The 20,455-nt window shown below is 66.0% G+C and carries 17 protein-coding genes; 8 read left to right on the plus strand and 9 right to left on the minus strand.

Annotated features, from left to right (window positions below; all coding sequences use genetic code 11):
• Positions 1-14: 14 nt before the first annotated feature.
• Complete coding sequence (locus ACWMMN_RS06230) at positions 15-2,393, minus strand: TonB-dependent receptor (RefSeq protein WP_059235162.1); 2,379 nt, start codon at positions 2,391-2,393, stop codon at positions 15-17.
• A gap of 262 nt (positions 2,394-2,655) precedes the next feature.
• On the opposite strand from ACWMMN_RS06230, the gene ACWMMN_RS06235 reads away from it, so the two are divergent.
• Complete coding sequence (locus ACWMMN_RS06235) at positions 2,656-3,648, plus strand: ATP-binding protein (protein WP_059235160.1); 993 nt, start codon at positions 2,656-2,658, stop codon at positions 3,646-3,648.
• A 126-nt stretch (positions 3,649-3,774) separates the two neighbouring features.
• The gene (locus tag ACWMMN_RS06240) at positions 3,775-5,241 is read left to right on the plus strand and encodes a M81 family metallopeptidase (protein WP_486423101.1); all 1,467 of its coding nucleotides are present in this window, start codon (positions 3,775-3,777) and stop codon (positions 5,239-5,241) included.
• Between the two features lie 33 nt (positions 5,242-5,274).
• Here ACWMMN_RS06240 and ACWMMN_RS06245 read toward each other — a convergent pair whose 3' ends face one another.
• From ACWMMN_RS06245 to ACWMMN_RS06275, 7 genes are all read right to left on the minus strand, one after another.
• Complete coding sequence (locus ACWMMN_RS06245) at positions 5,275-6,936, minus strand: serine hydrolase domain-containing protein (RefSeq protein ID WP_486423102.1); 1,662 nt, start codon at positions 6,934-6,936, stop codon at positions 5,275-5,277.
• A gap of 9 nt (positions 6,937-6,945) precedes the next feature.
• Positions 6,946-7,965 carry a dipeptide epimerase gene (locus tag ACWMMN_RS06250; RefSeq protein WP_486423103.1) on the minus strand — a complete coding sequence of 340 codons (1,020 nt, stop codon included), beginning with the start codon at positions 7,963-7,965 and terminating at the stop codon, positions 6,946-6,948.
• Positions 7,966-7,987: 22 nt separating this feature from the next.
• Positions 7,988-9,211, minus strand: a complete 1,224-nt coding sequence (locus ACWMMN_RS06255; protein WP_342703951.1) for an MFS transporter — start codon at positions 9,209-9,211, stop codon at positions 7,988-7,990.
• Between the two features lie 162 nt (positions 9,212-9,373).
• A complete protein-coding gene (locus ACWMMN_RS06260) occupies positions 9,374-9,802 on the minus strand; it encodes an ExbD/TolR family protein (RefSeq protein ID WP_059235150.1) in 429 nt (142 codons plus the stop codon).
• Between the two features lie 28 nt (positions 9,803-9,830).
• Entirely contained in the window at positions 9,831-10,262 is a 432-nt protein-coding gene (locus ACWMMN_RS06265) for an ExbD/TolR family protein (protein WP_256085756.1), read from the minus strand.
• Between the two features lie 3 nt (positions 10,263-10,265).
• Positions 10,266-11,054, minus strand: coding sequence for a MotA/TolQ/ExbB proton channel family protein (locus ACWMMN_RS06270; RefSeq protein WP_059235145.1), 789 nt, complete (start codon positions 11,052-11,054; stop codon positions 10,266-10,268).
• 55 nt (positions 11,055-11,109) lie between these two features.
• A complete protein-coding gene (locus tag ACWMMN_RS06275) occupies positions 11,110-11,745 on the minus strand; it encodes an energy transducer TonB (RefSeq protein ID WP_059235143.1) in 636 nt (211 codons plus the stop codon).
• A gap of 326 nt (positions 11,746-12,071) precedes the next feature.
• Between ACWMMN_RS06275 and ACWMMN_RS06280 the strand changes: the two genes are divergently transcribed.
• Complete coding sequence (locus tag ACWMMN_RS06280; protein ID WP_486423104.1) at positions 12,072-12,830, plus strand: response regulator; 759 nt, start codon at positions 12,072-12,074, stop codon at positions 12,828-12,830.
• A gap of 13 nt (positions 12,831-12,843) precedes the next feature.
• Here the strand turns inward: ACWMMN_RS06280 and ACWMMN_RS06285 are convergent, their stop codons facing one another.
• On the minus strand, positions 12,844-14,172 hold the full coding sequence (locus ACWMMN_RS06285; RefSeq protein ID WP_226196711.1) for a LysR family transcriptional regulator: 1,329 nt from the start codon (positions 14,170-14,172) through the stop codon (positions 12,844-12,846).
• Here ACWMMN_RS06285 and ACWMMN_RS06290 point away from each other — a divergent pair.
• The 5 genes from ACWMMN_RS06290 to lpdA all read left to right on the plus strand — a co-directional run bounded on the left by ACWMMN_RS06290 (position 14,062) and on the right by lpdA (position 20,438).
• Positions 14,062-14,979 (plus strand): alcohol dehydrogenase catalytic domain-containing protein, encoded by a 918-nt coding sequence (locus ACWMMN_RS06290; protein WP_233464153.1) that lies wholly within the window; start codon positions 14,062-14,064, stop codon positions 14,977-14,979. The two genes, ACWMMN_RS06285 and ACWMMN_RS06290, sit on opposite strands and share 111 nt — an antisense overlap.
• A gap of 474 nt (positions 14,980-15,453) precedes the next feature.
• Positions 15,454-16,686: a 3-methyl-2-oxobutanoate dehydrogenase (2-methylpropanoyl-transferring) subunit alpha gene (locus ACWMMN_RS06295; RefSeq protein WP_059235138.1), complete on the plus strand. Its 1,233-nt coding sequence runs from the start codon at positions 15,454-15,456 to the stop codon at positions 16,684-16,686.
• A 2-nt stretch (positions 16,687-16,688) separates the two neighbouring features.
• Positions 16,689-17,729: an alpha-ketoacid dehydrogenase subunit beta gene (locus tag ACWMMN_RS06300; protein ID WP_059235136.1), complete on the plus strand. Its 1,041-nt coding sequence runs from the start codon at positions 16,689-16,691 to the stop codon at positions 17,727-17,729.
• Position 17,730: 1 nt separating this feature from the next.
• Positions 17,731-19,041, plus strand: coding sequence for a dihydrolipoamide acetyltransferase family protein (locus tag ACWMMN_RS06305; RefSeq protein WP_059235133.1), 1,311 nt, complete (start codon positions 17,731-17,733; stop codon positions 19,039-19,041).
• A 5-nt stretch (positions 19,042-19,046) separates the two neighbouring features.
• A complete protein-coding gene (gene lpdA / locus ACWMMN_RS06310; RefSeq protein WP_059236832.1) occupies positions 19,047-20,438 on the plus strand; it encodes a dihydrolipoyl dehydrogenase in 1,392 nt (463 codons plus the stop codon).
• The last annotated feature ends 17 nt before the right edge of the window (positions 20,439-20,455 follow it).

Below are 20,455 nucleotides of genomic sequence, written 5' to 3' on the forward strand. Positions count from 1 at the left end.
GTTATCCATATGAATTAGAACGGAACGGTAAGCGCCGCGCCGATCGTGCGGGGCTGAATCACGCTGACGAGCGCCGGGCCGCCGAGCGGCATCAGCGACGTACCGGCCGCGATCAACGCGCGACGGTCGAGCAGGTTGCGAACATAGAACGCCAGGCTGAACTTCTTGAAGTCCACACCCGCTTGCAGATCCGTGATTGCATAGCCTGGCAACGGGTAGTCCGGCCGGCCGGAGCTGGCGTCGAACCCGCTATGGCGCCGACCGACGAAGCGCTGGGTAATACCCGCATACGACGGATACCCGTGTGCGGTGAACAGATAGGTGCCCGAGAGTGTCGCGGCGAACTTGGCCGAGTTCGGCAATGGCGCGCCCGCAGTCGTACCCGCGCTGGCATTGCCTGTCGTCAAGCTGGCGTCGATGAGCGACAGGTTCGCACTGAAGTTCCAATGCGGGCCGGGGCGGAACGTGCCGGAGAACTCCAGGCCCTTGATTCGCGCGTTGCCGGCGTTGATGACCTGGTTGACGCCGTCGACGGTGCCGAGCTGCTGGATATTCTTCCACTCGATGTCGTAGACAGACGTCTCCAGCGATAGCCGCTTGTCGAACAGATCGGCCTTGTAGCCGGCCTCATAGCTCCACAGCGTGTCGGGCGCGAAGGTCGGGCTACCCGCCGCGCGTACGCCGGTGAGGGGATCGATCAGCAGTGCATTCGGGCCACCGGGCCGGTATCCGCTGGCGATGCGGACATACGCATTGCTGTTGGAAGTCAGCGCATAGCGCGCGGTGAACATGTAGGTCTTGCTGGTGTCCGACGACGGCGCCGAGACGGTCTGTGTCGGGCCGGCAAGCGTACCGGAGGTCGTCTGGTCATAGGTCTGGGTGTTGTGCGCGATCCGGACGCCGCCGGTCAGCGAAAGACGCGGCGTGAGGTGATAAGTCAGGTCGCCGTATGCCGCGTACTCGTTGTACGTGCTGGGCGCCTGGATCTCCGACAGGTTGGGGCCGGGCGTGCCGTCCGGCAACGTCGTCAGAAAGCCCTCGTTCAACGTGCTGCGCTCGTGCGTATAGAAGAGTCCGGCCAGCCACTCGAGCCGCCGGTTGCCCGGGGAGGTCAGGCGAAACTCCTGGGTAACCTTGTTCGTGGTGGCGACATCCTTCGCCACCACCGAGCCCAGGTTCAGCCCCTGGGCGGCAAACAGCGGCCCATAGACGCCGGTCAGGTCTTGCGGCGCGCTCGAGTTGATTCTTTGATACGACGTGATCGAGTTCAGGCGCGCCCAGCCGAGTTCGTATTCCACCCCGGCCGAATAGAGTTGAATGTTCTGGTGAAAGGGTTGCGGGGCGAACTGTTGCGTTGTCAGGTCCCCGCGGACAGGCTGCCCGTCGGGGCCGTATTCAACGTAGTTCGGATCGTTGCGGTTGATGTTTTGCGAGACCGCGGTCAACCGGACCGTCAAATCCCTGGTCGGCGTCAGTAGCAACGACGCGCGGGCACCGTAAGTGTCGCCGCGATCGATGTGGGAGCCGGCCACGGGGCCCATTGCGTCGACATAACCGCCGTCGTGCTGCCCGAAGACGGAAACGCGCAGCGCAGCAACGTCGGTCTTCAGCGGGATATTCAACGCTGCGTTGGCCGTTCCGCTCACGCCGCCATGCGCGGTTCCCGACACGCCGGTGCCGACTTGCCCGGAAAATTGCCCCGAGTCCGGTTCGTTGGTCACGTATTTCAGCAGGCCGCCCATCGCACCCGCGCCATACAACGTGCCCTGCGGACCCCGCAGGATTTCAACGTGATTGAGGTCGAGCAGGCTCATGTCGAGCGCGAACGTTGCACTCTGGGAGAACAAGGTGCTGCCGCCGAACGCGACGTCGTCGATATACATGCCGACCGTCGGCCCTGTCTGAATGCCTGTCGTCACGCCGCGGATACTGACCTGACCGGAACCGCTGCCGCCACTGGCGTTCAAGTCGACACCCGGCTCCGAGGACAGATAGTCGGACATCGTTTTCGCGCCGCTCTTCTGCAGTTCGTCGGCCGAAAGCACATTGACCTGCATCGGTACTTCGCGAGCCGGTTCACGTCGGCGTGTCGCGGTAACCACGACGGTATTGAGCGTCGCGCCACCTTTGCCTTGCGCCTTCGACATCTCGGCTGCAGGGGCATTCGGCACCGCGGTGCCGGACGCAGTGGCAGGCGTCGCAGCGGACGCCGCATCGGGCGCGGCGATCTGTTGAGTCTGCATGGGCGTTTGCGCCTGTTCCTGCGCGTGGACGCCCAACGATACCAGCCCGAATACCGGTCCGACGAAGAGGGGGGCGTAACGCCCGCCGTGCCGCAGCGGTAGCGTTGCCGAAACCGCCGTGTGCTTCGTCCGGTTTTTCATCTTCACCATTGTCTCCTCCTGATTTTGCGATCTACTGAACGCGGTGCCGCGTCGCGCAACTCAGGGTGAACGGTAAGTGCCGGTTATTTCTGGTTCATGTGGCGTTTGTATCGTCGCTGATACAAACGATCGGGGAGGGCGAAGAGCGGACAGGCAGGCAGACGGGGCGGACCCGGGACGACGACTTGTTTCGGGTTTGCAATAAAGGGCACACATGGCGCCTACATTCACCGGTAATAATTGAAACTATCGCTCGCTGTCGGCCAGGACCATGCACAGACCCCGCTTCGATTCAGCCTTCTACCGCCTGTTTTTCGTGATGATCTCGATCATCCTCGTGATGCAGATCAGTGCCGGCCTGCTACTCTTCAAGCTCTACAGCACCGCTCCGTTCAAACCGCCTCCCGGGATGAGCGCATCGTTGCAGTGGGGCGCCGCCGTGATGATCCAGGTCATGCCGGCACTGATCTCGTCATGGATCGGCGCGCGCATGCTGGCCGCTCCGTTCCGCTCGCTGGCCGTAGGGGCCGCCGAGTTGTCGAGGAATATCGATGCGCCGCCCATCGAGGAAATCGGCCCTGTCGAGGCGCGTCAGGCCGCCAGCGTGTTCAACACGATGCAGGCGTCGCTGCGGCGGCAAATGAGTGAGCGCAACCGCTTTCTTGCCGCCGTGTCGCACGATCTGCGTACCCCGCTGACACGCATGAAGCTGCGTCTTCGATCCGCTCAGGATACCGAATTGAGTGAGCGGCTCAGAGACGACATCGACGAGATGACGCAGCTTCTGGAGGCGACCCTGTCGTTTCTGCGCAATGAAGAAGTGGTCGAGGCGTTCAGTCCGGTCGACATCAATGCACTGGTCGATGCAATCGCGGAGGATGCGGCCGAACACGGTCAAAAGGTGACGATCAGCGGCGAAGTGCCGCCGATATCCGCTCAACCGCTCGGCCTCAAACGCTGCCTGACGAATCTGGTTGCCAATGCGATCCGATACGGCGAGGACGCGCACATCCGTCTGTTCGACGCACCGTCGTGTGTGCGCATCCAGATAGCCGATCACGGCCCGGGCATACCGGAGTCGCAACTGGAGCGGGCCCTGGAGCCGTTCTACCGGGTGGAAAGTTCTCGCAACAGGAACACGGGCGGGACGGGGCTGGGCCTTGCCATCGCGAACGACGTCGTGAAACGTCACGGCGGGGAACTGGTGTTGCGCAACGGGACGGAAGGCGGGCTGGTGGCACAGGTCACGTTGCCGCGTCGATAGGGCGGGCGGCCGGGGCGGCCGTCGGCGCAGCTCTGTTTCACGCTTGATACAGATTGCTCACAAAGCGGAAACAGCGCGTGCTTATAGTCGTTTCACGTCCTTCAATCCTGTTCGGCAGACTTCACCATGAAGCTATATACGGCCCAGCTTTCGACCGAAACCAATACATTCGCACCGTGCCCCACCGGTTGGGGCGGCTTCGAAGAGAGCACCGTCTTTCACGGCGACGCGAGTGTGCGCGAGCCTGACGGCATGGGTCACGTGCTCGCGGAAGTGCGGCGCCTCGCGGAGGGTGACGGCCATGAAATCGTTGAAGGTCTGTGTGCCGAAGCCCAGCCGTCCGGCCGCACGATTCGTGCGGTCTACGAGTCCCTGAGGGACGAAATTCTCGGTGGCGTAAAGGCCGCGTTGCCGTTGGATGCCGTGATCCTGCTGCTGCACGGAGCGATGGTGGCCGAGGGTTACGACGATTGCGAGGGTGAACTGCTTGCCGGCGTTCGCGCGGTTGTCGGACCGGACGTTCCAGTGCTGGTCACGCTCGACCCGCACTGTCATTTCACGCAACGAATGAAGGCATCGGCAGATGTCCTGATTGCTTACAAGGAGTATCCGCATATCGACGCCATCGACCGGGCGCGCGACGCCTACCGGTTGGCGCTCGATATGGCGGCAGGACGCATCCGTCCGACGATCGGCGTGTCCGACTGCCGGATGGTCGGCGCCTGGCACACGACGAGCGAACCGATGGCGGGGTTCGTCCGGCGCATGCAGTCGCTCGAAGGACACGACGGCGTGCTGTCGGTGTCGCTCGGCCACGGGTTCCCGTGGGGCGACGTGCCGGAAGCCGGCGCGAAACTCTGGGTGGTGACGGACAACGATCCCGTCAAGGCCGAGGCGCTGGCGGCGCAACTGGCGCGCGAGTTCTGGGAACTGCGCGACGCGACCGCCCCCGCATGGCTCGATATCGATTCCGGACTGGATCGTGCGCTGGCCGTCGAGGGCGGCCCGGTCGTGCTGGCGGATGTCGCGGACAATCCCGGCGGTGGCGCGCCGTGCGACAGCACGTTCATCCTGCGTCGCGTGGTCGAGCGACGGATTGCCGATGTCGCGATCGGGTGCTTCTGGGATCTCGGTGCCATTCAGATTTGCAAGGACGCCGGTGTCGGGGCAACGCTGACTCTGCGCATCGGCGGTAAATGCAGTGTGTACTCCGGGGACCCGGTGGACCTGCGCGTCACCGTGCGCGGTGTGGTCGAGCATCATGCGCAAAGCATCATGGGTCTCGAGCAGCCGCTTGGCCGCGCGGTGTGGGTAGAGGCCGACAACGGGCTCGACATCGCGCTGATATCGGTTCGCACCCAGGTGCTGGGCGTGGACGCATTCACTGGCCTTGGCATCGACTTCGCCGGCAAGAAGCTGGTGATCGTGAAATCGACGCAGCATTTTCAAACCGATTTCGCGCCGCGCGCGAAGGCCGTATTTCATATCGCTGCGCCAGGTGCGCTCTCGACGGATTTTGCCGGACTGGACTATCGGCATCGTGATCTCAACTACTGGCCGCGCGTGTCGAATCCGTTTGCGACGGGGATGTGAAACCTGGCCGGCGCCGTTCGGCGCCGGCACGCATCAGGCGTCGGCGTGCACCCGTGTGAAGGCCAGATGCCGGGTACGCGGAGTATCGACGCGCAGGCCGGTGATGTCTGCGCGCGTCGGGTCGCGCGTCAGCGTGACGATCCCGGTCATGATGTCCATGGGATCGGCCGGTACCAGCCCGAACACATCGTGGGCGAGCGGCGTGAGGCGGTAGTCGCAACGGCCCACAGCGCCGTGCATGCGAAGGAAGAGTGCGTTGTTGTCGAGTCGAATGACCGCGCGGGCATTCGCGTCGTGGCTTGCGAATGTGCCGGACATCGCGGCGACGAGCGACGGCGACACCTCCGGCGCTTCGTCGAGTCGTACGAACGTTTCGACATGGCCGCAATGCACGATGCGCAGGCTGGCGGGATCGTTCGGCGTGCAAGACGATCCCCAGCGCACTGCCAACGGCCCGTCTCCGCCCGCTTCGACCTGGACATCGTTCAGCGCATCGGCGCTATCGTAGAGCGTCATCGACGGCCTGGGGCAAAGCGGTCCCGTCAATACCAGGGCGCCTTCACGATCTTCCAGTGCATACACGGCGCTGGTGCTGGACGACCGGTAGCTGCCGAGGCGCGCGACATGGTCGGCGGCGCGCGCCGCGACAGGTGGGCCATCGCTGCCAAGCTCATCCGCGAGCACGATGTCGACGACACGCTTCGACAGTTCGAGCGGCGCGTCGAGCGCGCCGTTGCCGAGCAGTATGACGTCGAGCCCGTGCGCCGCCGACACGAGCATCTGGCAAGTCCCGCCGACGACACCGCCGGAATGGTGGATCAGCTCGACACCGCGATAGCGGCTCTGCGTGAGACCCAGCGAGTATTGGCTGCGCTGACCGCTGGAGAATACGGGCAACGCCAGCATCTGGATCCACGTATCGGCGTTGCCGACAATCTTGTTGCTGCATCGCAGGTGGGCAGTCCATCGCAGCATGTCATCGACGGTCGACACGATCGAGCCTTCACCGAGCACGTCCCATGACGGAAAGATGCCGCGCCGGAAGCCGCCGTTGCCGTCCGGAACATGCATGGTCGCGATACCGTGCCCGATCGTCATGTCGTTGGGCACGCACGCGGTGTCGCGCATGAGCATGGGGTTGAAGACATGCGTCGTGAGGAAGGCGTCGAACGGCATCCCGCTCGCACGTTCGACGGCAAGCGAAAGCAGGTGATAGCCGCCGTTCGAATACATCATGCGTTCCCCCGGCGGGAAGTTTTCGTCGCGTTGACGTTGCTGCGAGGCCAGGAGTGCGCCATGCGGCGACATGGCGAGACCTTGCGTCAGCAGTGCGAGATCCAGTGCGCATCGCTGCCCGCCGCGATGCGACATCAACTGCCGCAGCGTCGGCAGGCCGGCGGCCGGCGGCAGTTCGGGCAGATACGCGCCGATGGGGGTGTCGGCGTCGAGAGCGCCGTGCTCGCACAGGAGCAGCACGGCGAGGCAAGTGAAATGCTTGCTGACCGAGCCGATACGCATGCGCGTGGCCGGTGTGTTGCCGATGCCGTGTTCGAGGCTGGCCATGCCGAAACCGCGTCGATACAGCAACTGGCCGCGATGGACGATGCCGGCGATCAATCCGGGGGCATCGGCGCGACGATAACGCGTGAACAGCGCGTCGAGCTGCATCGTGGTGGTGAGTGAATCCGAGGTCATGTCGATGGCTCAGCGTGAGGAATCCGTGGCGCTCGCGTGCTCCCAGACCTGGGGCGGACAGTGCAGCAGGCCGTCGATGTACGCGACACCTGGCTCGCGATCGCGTGCGAGGAAGATCGGTCCGTCGAGATCGACGTGATCGCACTGTTGCCCGAGCAGAAAGGCGGGAGCGACCGCCAGCGAGGTGCCGGCCATGCAACCGACCATCACGGACAAGCCCGCTTCGCGTACCCGCGCGGCCAGGTCGAGCGCGCGCGTCAGGCCGCCGCATTTGTCGAGCTTGAGGTTGACGATGTCGTAGCGGCGCGCGACGGCGGGCAGGTCGCCGAGATCCTGAAACGATTCGTCGGCCGCGAGCGGGATCGGACAATCGATCTGCTCGAGACAGGCGTCCGCACCGATCGAAAACGGCTGTTCGAGCATGCGAACATCAAGCTGTTGCAACACGGGGATCATCGCGTCGAAGTGCGCGTGCGACCAGCCCTGATTCGCGTCGACGGCGAGCGGTACGTCCGGGTGCACCTCACGGATTGCCGCGAGGCGCGCGGCGTCGGCGGCGCTGCCGTCCAGCTTGACCTTCAGCGCCCTGGCGTGGGGCAGTCGCTGCGCGGCCGCGGCCATTGCGTCCGGCTTGTCCACGCCGATCGTCATCGTGGTCAGCAACGGGCGAGGCGCGGCGAGGCCGGCCATGCGCCAGACCGGCATGGCGTGCTGGCGCGATTCGAGCGCCCACAATGCCGCATCGATCGCATTGCGCGCGCCGCCGTTCGGCAATACGTCGAGCAACTGCGTGCGCGTGATGCCCGCTTCGATCGACATTCGGACGCTTTCGATTTGCGCGACGATGGATTCGGGTGTCTCGCCAAGATAAAAGACCCCGGAGGCTTCGCCGTTGCCGGCGTGGCGTCCGTCGTCGATGGTCACGCTCACGAGGCGGGCGGCGTCGATGACGTGGCCGGTGATATGGAACGGCGCAGCCAACGGCCAACGTTCGATGCGCAGCGAGAGGGAGAGCGTGCGGGGCGGCATGGGAGCGGGAGAAAGATGAGCGTTACGCATAGCGTTCGATTGCCTCGCGGACACCGCGGCCGGCTGCGCGCATCAGGATGCAGGCGGCAAAGAAGCCGAACGCCGCGACACAGACGATCGACCACAGCAAGCCCTGGCTGAACGCATGCAGACGATCCGACATGAAACCGATAAACACGGGGCTGCCGGATTGCACGACGATCGACGTCAGCGCGCCAATCGCCGCCACGCGCGAGCGCAGGTGCGCGGGGCAGATGTTCTGCATGATGGTGGGAAACAGCACCATGCCTGCGACCATGCAGGCGAGCTGCACGCCGAAGAGCGCGTAGACCGGCGTGAGGGAGCCCACGGCCAGATAGAGGAACGACAGGCCACCGGCGACCAGCGCGCCACATTCGCAGACACGCAGTGGCGCGAGCACGCCGAAGCGCGCTTTCATGCGGCCGGCAACGAGGCCGCCGAGCACGCAACCCGCGATGCCGCCGGCCATCGCCGCCACGCCCATGCCGCCGCCGGCTTCGGCCGGCGTCGCGCCGAAGGTTCGCACCGCCACGACCGGCATCCACGTCGCCACGCCGCCGAACGACAGATTGACCAGCCCGATGGCGCCGAAGAACTTGAGCATCATGATGGCTTCACGCCGGAAGTAGACCGGTGCGGACGGCAGCGGCGCGGAAGGCCGATGACGACCGGCGGATGCTTCCGTGTCGCCATGCCTTCCGGGTCGAATCAGCAGAATCAGCACGACCAGTACGGGGGCAGGCAACGCAACGGCAAAAAACGCGAGCCGCCACGGCGCGAGATCGGCGAGCCCGGCCGGTAACGCGCCGTGCACCGCCGCGATGCCGTGCATCAGTGCGCCGCCGAGCGCCATCCCCGCCCCTGCGCCCAACAGGTTGGCGAGCGCGAAGATTGCATTGGCGAGCACCCGCTGGCGGGCAGGGAAAAGATCGGGAATCAGGCCGTAGATCACCGGCACCAGTCCGGCTTCGCCGATCCCCAGCCCGACGGTGGCGATGAACAACTGCCAGAAGTGGGTGGTCATGCCGCAGATTGCGGTGGCAGCGGTCCAGACGAGAACACATGCTGCCAGCACCGCACGGCGGTCCAAGCGATCGGCGACCCAGCCGATCGGCAACGAAGCGACGCCCGCGAACAGCGCGATGCCCGCGCCTTGCATCAGGCCGATTTGCGTGTCGGTCAACCCGAAATCGTGGCGGATAGGCTCCGTCAGCAGGATCAGCATCTGACGGTCGACGAACGCGAAGAACGCCACGATCACGAGAATCGCCAGACCGAACCACGCGAGCGGCCCGGCGGGTGAATCCGACGGCGGGTGTTGGCCCGCCACGGGGGCGGGCACGTCGAGGTTGGAGTCGAACATGAGGGCTCTGTGATGAGGAAGCGGTTACTGCATGAACTGCTCGTTACCCACGAGCCCGATGCGGGTCGCGCCGAGCCGCTGCGCGGACGCCATGACCATTGCGACAGCGCGATAAGGCGCCGCCTTGTCGGGCCGCAAATGCAGTTCGGTCGGCGCGGGGTTGGCGGCCACGTCGCGCAATCGCGTTTCCAGTTGCTCGCGCGAACCCAGCGTCTCGCCATTCCATGCGATGGCGCCGTCGGCCGCGATATCGATCTGCACCACGGGCGGTGTCTGCCGTTGCGACGGCGGCGTGCCGGACGGCATGTCCAGCTTGACCGCGTTCGTCTGAACGGGAATGGTGAGGATCAACATGATGAGCAGGACGAGCATCACGTCGATGAGCGGCGTGGTGTTGATCTCGATCATCACGTCGGCTTCGTCGGCGCTGCCGGTGGGCATCGTCATTGCCATCTCGGGACTCCTTGTCGGTGTGGATGGATCATTGGCGCGGTGGCGGTTCGGTGATGAAGTCGACCTTGACGATGCCCGCCCGCTGGCAGGCAAACACGACCCGGCCGATGGCGGCGTAGCGCGCGTCGAGATCGCCGCGGATGTGGACTTCGGGTTGCGGCGATTGCACCGCGACCGCCTTGAGTTTCTCGACGAGCGTTGCCGCGTCGGGCACGCGCCGTTCGTCCCAGAACACGTCGCCTTCCTTCGTCACCGCGAGAATCACGTTCTGCGGGGTCGTTTGCAGCGGCTGCACGGTCTCCTTGGGCAACGTGACCGGCACGGTGTGCGATACCACCGGAATCGTGATGAGGAAGATGATCAACAGCACCAGCATCACGTCGACCAGTGGCGTCGTGTTGATGGACGACATGGTCTCGTCGTGATCGTCGCCGTCGCGGGATCCTATGGTCATGGCCATGGTTCACCCCACGCGGGAGAGGGCAGCGGCCTTGGTCGCGGCGGCGGCCCCGGCCGTGGTCGTGCCGGTCAGGATGACGATGTGCAGTTCCGTCGAAAACCCGCGCACGCGTTCCATCACGGCCTTGTTGCGGCGCACGAGCCAGTTGTAGCCGAGCACGGCAGGCACGGCGACGGCCAGGCCGATCGCGGTCATGATCAGCGCTTCGCCGACCGGCCCCGCGACCTTGTCGATGGAGGCCTGGCCCGCGATGCCGATGGCAGTCAGCGCGTGATAAATGCCCCACACCGTGCCGAACAGGCCGATGAACGGCGCGGTCGAACCGACGGTGCCGAGAAACGCGAGGCCGTCCTGCAAGCGGCTCGAGACTGACGTGGTCGCTCGCTCGATGGCGGCCGCGACCCAATGGTTGAGGTCGACCTGTTCGAGCAGCGCGCCTTCGTGGTGGTCGAATGCTGCGAGGCCTGTTTCGGCGATGAAGCGGAACGGACTGCCGGTGTCCAGTTGACGCGTGCCTTCGCCGAGATTGGCCGCCTTCCAGAAACCCTTCTCTGCCGCCTTCGCGCGGCGCAGCACCCGCGTTTGCTCGAGCAGTTTCGCGACGATGATGTACCAACTGCCCATCGACATGACGACCAGAATGAGCAGCGTGCCGCGCGCGATGAAGTCCCCGCCTTTCCAGAGCGCATCGAGGCCGTAGGGGTTCGTCACCGTATCGGTGGCGGCGTGGGCGGCGCTGGCCGCGAGGAACAGGGCCGTCACCAAGGCGGCCTTGCGGGTACGGTTGATCATGAATGTCTCCTGAAATGCGTTGGCATGAAAAAAGGAACGGCGGTCGCGGGCGCCTTCAATCGAGCTTGAAAGAGAAGGGCACTTGCACGCGGACTTCCTCGCCCTGAGCGACGCAGTGGAACTGTCGAACGGCGTTTTCTGCTGCCCTGTCGAGAACGGGCGCGGCTGACTGGGTCACGCTCAGGTCCTTGACGTTGCCGTCGGTGCCGACCACGAACGTCACGACGACGTCGCCGGTCAGGTTGTCCTTGAGCGCTTCACGCGGATAGCGAATCGCGGCGCGGACTTGTGTCGAGTTGGGACACACCACGCCGACGCTCGTCGACACCGGCGCGGCAGCGGCGGGCGGCGCCGGCGGCGCGACGGGGGCTGACGGCGCAGGCGTGGCCGACTGCGTGGCGATCGCGTTCGGCGATGGAGGCGCGGCGACATGCACGTCGGGCGGCGGCGCGAACGGCGGCGGCGGTGCGACGTGCTTCGGCGGTGGCGGCGCGATCCGCTTCGGTGGCGGTGGTGGGGGCGGCGGCTTGATCTCTTCGATGATTCGCGTCTCGATCGGCTGACGAATCACGTCCACGACTTTCGTCGCGAGACCGGTGAGCAATGCGTAGACGATCGCCGCGTGCAATCCGACCACGAAGGCGATGCCGCCAATGCGCCGGACCGGTGGCTTGGGTTGTGCGTAGTTCATGTCCCGCGTGTCTCCTGCGTCGAGATGACTTGGGAGCCACGTTAAAACCCGGGCATTTCTGTTTCATATCGGCTTTGTATCCGCGCTGACACAAAGTCTTTCCGGTTGGGCAATATCGCGGCACGACGCGCAAAACCAGACGGGGCGGCACAGGCGGACGACGCGCGGGAGCGCGTCTCCGGGAAAATACCGGGCGGGTTATCCATGACGTGAATCCTCGTCAGGCGTCCCGATTTCTCCGCATGACCTTGCGGGGCAAGGTGCGGGGGCAATTATTTCAAGGCCGCAACAATTCGTGCAAATAGCCCTTATATTGGCGGGCAATAATGAGTGCGGGGCACACCTCACCGCCGCAACATCGGAGACAAGACGCCGTGAACAAAGCGATTCGTATTCTCGTCGTCGACGACGACTCGCAGATTCGCAGCCTGTTGTGCGACTGCCTTGCAGACTTCGGCATGACGACCGCGCAAGCCGGCACCGGCACGGAAATGCATCTCGCGCTCGGCGAGGGCGGCTTCGATCTCGTGGTGCTCGACCTGATGCTGCCGGACGACGACGGCCTCAATCTCTGCCGCGAGATTCGTGCGACTTCGGAAATTCCATTGATCATCCTGACCGCGCGCGGCGAGATGACCGACCGGATCGTGGGGCTGGAACTGGGGGCCGACGACTACATCGTCAAGCCGTTCGAGCCGCGTGAACTGGTCGCGCGCATCCAGACGATCCTGCGCCGCGTACGCGCGCAAACGCAAGGCCGGACGCGGGCGCAGGAGGAAAGCCGCTTCGCCGGATGGCGGCTGCATCAAATCGGCCGTCACCTGATTGCTGCCGACAATACGGTCATTCCGTTGTCGAACGCGGAGTTTCGCCTGCTCAACGCCTTCCTTGCCGCGCCGGGGCGTGTGCTGAGCCGCGAATACCTGATGGATACCGCTCGCGGCAAGTCGATCGACACGTTCGACCGCAGCATCGACGTGCAGATATCACGCTTGCGTCAGAAGTTGCGCGAGGACATCAAGGAGCCGCGCCTGATTCGCACGATTCGCGGGGAAGGCTACATGCTGGATGTGGGGCATCGTTAGGTGTGCGTGCGGTTCATTGCCCCGACCGCGCAAGTGCCGGATCGGCGCCCGCCGATCGAACCCGCAACGTCTCGATCAGCGCACGCAGCCCGCCGGACACATGACGATGCCCGGGGTAGTACAGGCACAGTCCCGGCATGACCGGACACCAGTCGGTCAATACGCGTTCGAGCCGTCCGTCGTCGAGCGCAGCGCGGACGAGATGATCGGGCACGAACGCGATCCCGATGCCGTCGATCGCGGCGTCGACCATCAACGGTTGATCGGTCAGCGTGAGCGGGCCGCCGACATTCACCGTTTCGACGACGCCGCGCCGCTCGAACTCCCAGCGGTAGATCGCGCCGCTGTCGAAGCGAAATCGGATGCAGTCGTGCCGATGCAGATCCTGCGGCACGGCGGGGCGCCCGCGCGCGGCGAAATAGGCCGGTGACGCGACGGCGGCGAACTGCACCGGTTCGGACACGCGCACCGCGATCATGTCTTGCGGCACGGCCTCGGCCAGCCGGATCCCCGCATCGAATCCGCCGGCGACGATGTCGCCGAGTGTCCCGTCGGTCACGATGTCGAGATGGACCTGCGGATAGTCGCGCAGGAAGCGCGCGAGCACCGGCTTCAGCACCATGCGGATCGCGCCTTCGCTGGCGTTGATGCGCACGGTGCCGCTGGGCGTGTCGCGCATTCCGTCGACCGCGAGCATCGCGTCGGCAACCGACGAAATCGCGGGGCGGAGCTTCTCGACGAGCCGCTCGCCGGCATCCGTCAGCGACACGCTGCGGGTCGTGCGGTTGAACAGGCGAACTCCCAGGCGCTGCTCGAGGCTCTTGATCGAATGGCTGATCGCCGACGGCGTGACGTCGAGCTCGATCGATGCCGCGCGAAAGCTGAGGTGCGTTGCCGCGACAAGGAACACGTTGAGCGAGAACAGATCGCCGCTTTTCAATTGATGAGCTGAATTCATCTGGGCGTAAAGATTGGCGAGATTGTCATGATAATGCGCCTTTTCTAGACTAGGGCGTTCGTCATTGCAACGGCCGGCCGCGGTCGCGGCGACGCAGCGGCTGCGCGGGCTGACGGACTGCGCAATGAACCCGACGTTCGGTTGAACAAGGAGCAAGCAATGAAGATGAAGGCGGTCGTGATGACTGGCGCCAATCGGCCCTGGGAAGTGCAGGAAGTGCCGGTTCCGGTAGCCGGGCCGGGGCAGGTGCTGGTGAAGATTCATGCGTCCGGGATGTGCTACACGGACGTCTGGGCCACGCAAGGCTTCGGCGGCGACATTTACCCGCAGACGCCCGGCCACGAGGTCGTCGGCGAAATCGTCGAAGTGGGCGCGGGCGTGCATGCGCGCAGGGTGGGTGACCGGATCGGCACGACATGGGTGCAGTCCGCATGCGGTCGTTGCGCGTACTGTCGCGAGAATCGCCCGCTCTCCGGCCAGACGGCCGTGAACTGCGACACGCCGCGGACCACCGGGTTTGCGTCGCAGGGCGGGCATGCCGAGTACATCGCCGTGGCGGCGGAAGGGACGGTGCTGTTGCCCGACGGGCTGACGTACGTCGATGCCGCGCCGATGATGTGCGCGGGCTATACGACGTGGAGCGGCTTGCGCGATGCGGCGCCGCAACCGCACGAGAAGGTCGCCGTGCTCGGCATCGGCGGACTGGGGCACGTGGCGCTGCAACTGTCACGCGCGTGCGGCTTCGAGACCATCGCGATCACGCACTCGGCGGACAAGCGCGACCTGGCGATCCGGCTGGGCGCCGACCAGGTCGTCGCAAACGGCGCGGAACTTCGCGAGGCGGGCGGTGCGGACGTGCTGCTCGTCACGACCAACGAGTTCAGTACTGCAGAGGAAGCGATGGCCGGATTGCGGGTCGACGGCCGGGTGATCCTCTGCGGGCTCGACTTCAGCAAGCCATTCTCGATCGCGTCGCAGCGCAAACCGTTCCACATGATGCGTCAGCAGGTCATCGGGTCGACGCACGGCGGCTTGCGCTACCTGAGCGAGGTGCTCGAGCTTGCCGCCAGGGGCAAGGTCAAGCCGATCGTCGAGACGTTTGCGCTCGACCAGGCCACCGAAGCGTACGACCGTCTTGCGTCGGGGAAGATGCGCTTTCGCGGCGTGTTCACGCCCGCTGGGCACCACTGAAAGCCGACAGGCGCCGGGGGATGCGGGGACGCATGCCCCCGGCCAGCGCGCGTTGCGTTCACGTGAAGCGCCTCCGCGCGTGACCGGCATGACGCGGGCCCGATCGATCGCGATCCTCCGGGCGCGGCATCCCGCCCGGGACCGGCTGTGTCCCGCTGCGGGGCCGGCCGCCGATTTCGTCCGACGCATCCGGTAGCGACCGCGGCCGCCCGCGCATTCCCGCCCGGACCCGGTTCGAAGCCGCACGGCAACACGTGTCCGCCCGCCGCGGCAACCCGGCCCGCTGGCCCTCCCGTACCCGCCATGGCAAATCTGCTCACCGCAATCGAGCGGCTTGGGCATCGACGTCCGGCGCGGCAAGGCATAGATTTCCAAGGTTGACGCGCCTATCCGCGCGTCAGCCCGCGCGCAGGCCGGCAACCGGTCGCGCGTTCCCAAACAGCGTGAGACACAATCGAGCGTGGAGACGACACGATGAGCCTGTCAGAGCCATTGCGTCTGCATGTGCCGGAGCCCACTGGGCGCCCGGGCTGCAAGACGGACTTTTCCTATCTGCATCTATCGCCGGCCGGCGCAGTCCGCCGCCCACCGATCGACGTAGCCGCGGCGGACACCGCCGATCTCGCCCGCAGCCTCGTGCGCGTGCTCGACGACAACGGCAAGGCCGTCGGCCCGTGGGCCCCCGATCTTGACGATGCGCGGCTGATCGCCGGGTTGCGCGCCATGCTCAAGACCCGCATTTTCGACGCGCGCATGATGATCGCGCAGCGCCAGAAGAAAATCTCCTTCTACATGTTGAGCCTCGGCGAAGAGGCGATCGGCACCGCGCACGCGATGGCGCTGCGCGACGGCGACATGTGCTTCCCGACCTACCGGCAGCAGAGCATCCTGATCGCGCGCGACGTGTCGCTCGAGCGGATGATCTGCCAGCTGATGTCGAACGAAGGCGATCCGCTGAAGGGCCGCCAGCTTCCGGTGATGTACTCGGACCGCGAAGCCGGCTTCTTCTCCATTTCCGGCAACCTCGCGACGCAGTTCATCCAGGCGGTCGGCTGGGCGATGGCGTCCGCGATCAAGGGCGACACGAAGATCGCGTCCGCGTGGATCGGCGACGGCGCGACGGCAGAAGCCGACTTCCACACCGCGCTCACGTTTGCGCACGTGTATCGCGCGCCGGTCGTGCTGAACGTCGTCAACAACCAGTGGGCGATCTCGACGTTCCAGGCGATCGCGGGCGGCGAAGGCACGACCTTCGCCGGGCGCGGCGTCGGCTGCGGGATCGCGTCGCTGCGCGTCGACGGCAATGACTTCCTCGCGATCTACGCGGCGTCGAGCTGGGCGGCCGAACGCGCGCGCCGCAATCTGGGCCCGACGCTGATCGAGTGGGTGACGTACCGCGCGGGTGCGCATTCGACGTCGGACGATCCGACCAAGTACCGGCCGAGCGACGACTGGTCCCATTTCCCGCTCGGCGACCCGATCGAGCGCTTCAAGCGCCACCTGATCGTGAAGGGCATCTGGTCGGACAGCGCCCATGACGCGCTGACGGCCGAGCTCGAAGCCGAGGTGATCGCCGCGCAGAAGGAAGCGGAGAAATACGGCACGCTGGCCGACGACCGGATTCCGTCGCCGGCTTCGATGTTCGACGACGTATACAAGGAGCTGCCCGCGCACCTGCGCCGTCAGCGCCAGGAACTGGGAGCGTGATCATGGCGCAACACGAGACAGATACGGCGACGCAGCCGATGACGATGATCCAGGCGCTGCGCTCCGCGATGGACGTGATGCTCGGGCGCGACAGCGACGTGGTCGTGTTCGGGCAGGACGTCGGTTACTTCGGCGGCGTGTTCCGCTGTACCGAAGGCTTGCAGAACAAATACGGCAAGTCGCGCGTGTTCGATGCGCCGATCTCCGAAGGCGGGATCGTCGGCGCGGCGGTCGGGATGGGCGCGTACGGGCTGCGCCCCGTGTGCGAGATCCAGTTTGCCGACTATTTCTACCCGGCGTCCGACCAGATCGTGTCGGAAGGCGCGCGGCTGCGCTATCGCTCGGCCGGCCAGTTCATCGCGCCGATGACGATCCGGATGCCGTGCGGCGGCGGCATCTACGGCGGCCAGACCCACAGCCAGAGCCCGGAGGCGATGTTCACGCAGGTGTGCGGGCTGCGCACGGTGATGCCGTCGAATCCGTACGACGCGAAAGGGCTCTTGATCGCGTCGATCGAGAACGACGACCCGGTGATCTTCCTCGAGCCGAAGCGGCTGTACAACGGGCCGTTCGACGGCCATCACGAGCGGCCCGTCACGTCGTGGCTCAAGCATCCGGCAAGCGCGGTGCCCGAGGGCTACTACACGGTGCCGCTCGATACGGCCGCCATCGTGCGGCCCGGCAACGACGTGACGGTGCTGACGTACGGCACGACCGTGCATGTGTCGCTCGCCGCGGCCGAGGAGACGGGCATCGATGCGGAGGTGATCGACCTGCGCACGCTGTGGCCGCTCGATCTCGACACGATCGTCGCATCGGTCCGCAAGACCGGGCGCTGCGTCGTGGTGCACGAGGCGACGCGCACTTGCGGCTATGGCGCGGAACTCGTTTCGCTGGTTCAGGAACACTGCTTCTACCACCTCGAAGCGCCGGTCGAGCGCACGACGGGCTGGGACACGCCCTATCCGCATGCGCAGGAATGGGCGTACTTTCCGGGCCCGGCCCGGGTCGGTGAAGCGTTGCGACGCGTGATGGAGGCGTGAGATGGGGATTCATGTCATCAAGATGCCGGATATCGGCGAAGGGATTGCCGAGGTCGAGCTGGTGGCCTGGCACGTGGAAGTCGGGCAGATGATCAAGGAAGACCAGCCGCTCGCCGACGTGATGACCGACAAGGCGGCGGTCGAGATTCCGTCGCCGGTGACGGGCAAGGTGATCGAGCTGGGCGGCCGGATCGGCGAGATGATGGCGGTCGGCAGCGAGCTGATTCGCCTCGAGGTCGAAGGCGGCGGCAATCTGAAGGCCGGTGCACCGGTGCGAGAATCAAAGGTGGAAACCGCACCGGTCGCGGCGGCGCCGTCGAAGCCGGTGGCCGACGTGCCGGCCGAACCGCCTGTCCGGCCGGCGGCGAGTCACGCTCCGGCGAAGCCGAGCCGTGCGGAACCTGCGACGCAGCCGCGCGCGGCGCTCGCGCCGGGCGAACGGCCGCTTGCGTCGCCGGCCGTGCGTCAGCGCGCGTGGGACATGGGCATCGAGCTGCGCTATGTGCGGGGCACCGGTGAAGCAGGGCGGATCCTGCATGCGGATCTCGATGCGTATGCGGGCACGGGTGGCGGCGCGGCGCGACCGTCGCACGCCCACGGCTACGACGAACGCAACGACGAAACCGAAGTGCCGGTGATCGGCTTGCGGCGTGCGATCGCGCGCAAGATGCAGGAAGCGAAGCGCCGCATTCCGCACTTCAGTTACGTCGAGGAAATCGACGTCACCGAGCTCGAATCGTTGCGCACGGAACTGAATCGCCGCTACGGCGATACGCGCGGCAAGCTCACGCCGCTGCCGCTGCTGATCCGCGCGATGGTGATCGCGCTGCGCGACTTCCCGCAGATCAACGCGCGCTTCGACGACGAAGCGGGCGTCGTCACGCGCTACGGCGCGGTGCACATGGGTGTTGCAACGCAGACGGACGGCGGCCTTACGGTGCCGGTGCTGCGTCATGCCGAAGCGCGCGACGCGTGGTCGATCTCGGCGGAAATCGCGCGGCTCGCCGACGCGGTGCGCGCGAACCGCGCGCAGCGCGACGAGCTGAGCGGATCGACGATCACGATCTCGAGCCTCGGCGCGCTCGGCGGCATCGTGTCGACACCGGTGATCAATCATCCGGAAGTGGGCATCGTCGGCGTGAACCGGATCGTCGAACGCCCGATGATCCGCGACGGCGCGATCGTCGCGCGCAAGATGATGAACCTGTCGTCGTCGTTCGATCATCGCGTCGTCGATGGCGCGGATGCGGCCGAATTCATCCAGGCCGTGCGTGCGGTGCTCGAGCGCCCGGCACTGCTGTTCGTGGAGTGAGCGCGATGAAGAACGAACACACCACACTGCTCGTCATCGGCGGCGGCCCGGGCGGCTACGTCGCCGCGATCCGCGCCGGCCAGCTCGGCATTCCGACCGTGCTGGTCGAGCGCGACCGGCTCGGCGGCACGTGCCTGAATATCGGCTGCATTCCGTCGAAGGCGCTGATCCACGTGGCCGACGCATTCGAACAGGCGTGCGGTCATGCGGGAGAGGGCGCGCTCGGGATCCGCGTGCACAAGCCCGAGATCGACATCGGGAAAAGCGTCGCGTGGAAGGACGGCATCGTCGACCGGCTGACGCGCGGCGTCGGCGCGCTGCTCAAGAAGAACGGCGTGCGCGTGCTGCATGGCGACGCACACGTGGTCGACGGCAAGACCGTCGACGTCGTCACCGGCGGGCACTCGGTGCGGATCAGTTGCGAACACCTGCTGCTCGCGACGGGTTCCGAGCCGGTCGAACTGCCGACGATGCCGTTCGGCGGGCACGTCGTGTCATCGACCGAGGCATTGTCGCCCGCGACGCTGCCGAAGCGGCTGGTCGTCGTCGGGGCCGGGTATATCGGGCTCGAACTCGGGACCGTCTATCGCAAGCTTGGCGTCGACGTCAGCATCGTCGAAGCGGCCGAGCGCGTGCTGCCTGCGTACGATGCGGAACTCGGGCGGCCGGTTGCCGATTCGCTTGCGCGGCTCGGTGTCCGGCTGTGGCTCGGCCACAAGGTGCTCGGGCTGGCGGAGCATGGCGCGGTGCGCGTGCAGGCCGCCGACGGCGCGGAGCAGACGCTGCCGGCCGATCGCGTGCTGGTTGCCGTCGGCCGCCGGCCGCGCGTCGACGGCTTCGGGCTCGAGACGCTGCAGCTCGATCGTAACGGCCGTGCGCTGCGGATCGACGACGAATGCCGGACGTCGATGCGCAACGTGTGGGCGATCGGCGACGTCGCGGGCGAGCCGATGCTCGCGCATCGTGCGATGGCGCAGGGCGAGATGGTGGCCGAGCTGATTGCCGGCCGGCGCCGCCAGTTCGTGCCTGCGTCGATTCCGGCCGTGTGCTTCACCGATCCCGAGATCGTGACGGCCGGCTGGTCGCCGGACGATGCGCACGCGGCCGGCGTCGATTGCCTGAGCGCATCGTTTCCGTTCGCGGCGAACGGGCGCGCGATGACGTTGCAGGCGACCGAGGGGTTCGTGCGCGTTGTCGCGCGGCGCGACAACCACCTGATCGTCGGCTGGCAAGCGGTCGGGCGCGGTGTGTCGGAGCTGGCTGCCGCGTTCTCGCAGTCGCTGGAGATGGGCGCGCGGCTGGAGGACATCGGCGGTACGATCCACGCGCACCCGACGTTGGGCGAAGCACTGCAGGAGGCTGCGCTGCGTGCGCTCGGGCATGCATTGCACGTCTGACGTGCGGTTTGCCTGAA

The organism is Burkholderia cepacia complex sp. TUM26381 (genome assembly GCF_057439935.1).

Bases quoted from the DNA above. Each gene is read 5' to 3' on its own strand.
- ACWMMN_RS06230 (WP_059235162.1), bottom strand. From the start codon at position 2,393: ATGGTGAAGATGAAAAACCGGACGAAGCACACGGCGGTTTCGGCAACG.
- ACWMMN_RS06235 (WP_059235160.1), top strand. From the start codon at position 2,656: ATGCACAGACCCCGCTTCGATTCAGCCTTCTACCGCCTGTTTTTCGTG.
- ACWMMN_RS06240 (WP_486423101.1), top strand. From the start codon at position 3,775: ATGAAGCTATATACGGCCCAGCTTTCGACCGAAACCAATACATTCGCA.
- ACWMMN_RS06245 (WP_486423102.1), bottom strand. From the start codon at position 6,936: ATGACCTCGGATTCACTCACCACCACGATGCAGCTCGACGCGCTGTTC.
- ACWMMN_RS06250 (WP_486423103.1), bottom strand. From the start codon at position 7,965: ATGCCGCCCCGCACGCTCTCCCTCTCGCTGCGCATCGAACGTTGGCCG.
- ACWMMN_RS06255 (WP_342703951.1), bottom strand. From the start codon at position 9,211: ATGCTGATCCTGCTGACGGAGCCTATCCGCCACGATTTCGGGTTGACC.
- ACWMMN_RS06260 (WP_059235150.1), bottom strand. From the start codon at position 9,802: ATGGCAATGACGATGCCCACCGGCAGCGCCGACGAAGCCGACGTGATG.
- ACWMMN_RS06265 (WP_256085756.1), bottom strand. From the start codon at position 10,262: ATGGCCATGACCATAGGATCCCGCGACGGCGACGATCACGACGAGACC.
- ACWMMN_RS06270 (WP_059235145.1), bottom strand. From the start codon at position 11,054: ATGATCAACCGTACCCGCAAGGCCGCCTTGGTGACGGCCCTGTTCCTC.
- ACWMMN_RS06275 (WP_059235143.1), bottom strand. From the start codon at position 11,745: ATGAACTACGCACAACCCAAGCCACCGGTCCGGCGCATTGGCGGCATC.
- ACWMMN_RS06280 (WP_486423104.1), top strand. From the start codon at position 12,072: ATGAGTGCGGGGCACACCTCACCGCCGCAACATCGGAGACAAGACGCC.
- ACWMMN_RS06290 (WP_233464153.1), top strand. From the start codon at position 14,062: ATGTGCTACACGGACGTCTGGGCCACGCAAGGCTTCGGCGGCGACATT.
- ACWMMN_RS06285 (WP_226196711.1), bottom strand. From the start codon at position 14,172: ATGCACGCCCGCGCCCACTTCGACGATTTCGCCGACGACCTCGTGGCC.
- ACWMMN_RS06295 (WP_059235138.1), top strand. From the start codon at position 15,454: ATGAGCCTGTCAGAGCCATTGCGTCTGCATGTGCCGGAGCCCACTGGG.
- ACWMMN_RS06300 (WP_059235136.1), top strand. From the start codon at position 16,689: ATGGCGCAACACGAGACAGATACGGCGACGCAGCCGATGACGATGATC.
- ACWMMN_RS06305 (WP_059235133.1), top strand. From the start codon at position 17,731: ATGGGGATTCATGTCATCAAGATGCCGGATATCGGCGAAGGGATTGCC.
- lpdA (WP_059236832.1), top strand. From the start codon at position 19,047: ATGAAGAACGAACACACCACACTGCTCGTCATCGGCGGCGGCCCGGGC.